The organism is Corynebacterium sp. AOP36-E1-14 (genome assembly GCF_052377495.1).
Classification (GTDB): domain Bacteria; phylum Actinomycetota; class Actinomycetes; order Mycobacteriales; family Mycobacteriaceae; genus Corynebacterium.
This window is the reverse complement of sequence record NZ_JBQSWV010000070.1, coordinates 1-1,045: the sequence shown is the minus strand read 5'-3', so window position 1 is coordinate 1,045 and position 1,045 is coordinate 1. Positions and strand designations below refer to the sequence as shown.

1 protein-coding gene is annotated in these 1,045 nt (G+C 62.2%); it reads left to right on the top strand.

Features of this window, described 5'->3' with window-relative positions:
* On the top strand, nucleotides 1-920 hold a 920-nt coding region (locus ACT3TD_RS14765; RefSeq protein ID WP_444615240.1), incomplete at its 5' end, for an IS1634 family transposase.
* Nucleotides 921-1,045 lie beyond the last annotated feature (125 nt).

Genomic DNA, 1,045 nt, shown 5'->3' with positions numbered 1-1,045 from the left:
GGATTGATCCGCAGATCACCGTCGGCATGCTCACTGACGTGAACGGGTTCCCACTGCGCATCCAGGCTTTTGAAGGGAACAGGGCGGAAACGAAGACGTTCCTTCCCTCGGTGGAAGCGTTCATGGACACCTACGACCTGCATGACGTCACCGTCGTCGCCGACGCCGGGATGATCAGTGAGGCCAACCGGCGGGACCTGGACGCCGCCGGCCTGTCATATGTCCTGGGTGGCAAGACCAGGGAGTTGCCGTACCCGATCTGGAAGTGGCGCAACGACCATCCCGGGGTCGAGTACACCCACGATCAGATCTGGGTCAGCCGGGATCCCGGCGACCCGGCCAAGGGGATCCGACCGTCACGGACGATCTACCACTACTCCGCCGACCGAGCCCGCCGGACCGTCAAGGGGATTGACGAGTCACTGCGCAAGGCCCGCAACATCGCAGAAGGAAAGACCCCGGTCAAGCGCAACCGGTACGTGAAAATGGGAAAGACGACCAAGGAAGTCAACCTCGAACTCGCTTCCCAGCACCGCGAGCTGGCAGGGATCAAAGCCTACGTGACCAGCAGGTTGGATGAGGATCCGATGGTGATCATCGGCTATTACCGGCGGTTGTTTCAGATTGAGCGGTCATTCCGGATGGCGAAGTCGGATCTGAAGGCCCGACCGATCTTCCACACGCTCAAGCAGTCGATTGATGCTCACCTGACGGTGGTGATGGCGGCGTTGGCGGTGGGTCGTTGGCTGGAGTCGGCATCGGGGTGGTCGTTGAAGAAACTGGTGCAGACGCTGCGTGGTTACCGGGAGATGCGGATCAATGTCGGCGGGCACGAGGCGGTCGCGGCGGTGCCGCTACCGCCGGAGTTAGTAGAAATCGTGAGCGATATTCGGCGCCGTGCCGTGGGAACACCGTACTAATCTGAGCCAAGTCAGGAAACACACCCGCCGTCCCGGCGATCCCTCCTCGATGGTCACGGTGCTGGTGGATCTGACCCCACTGGTCGATGGGCGCGGGCCAGCGCGGTTGATCGACATGCGGCCCG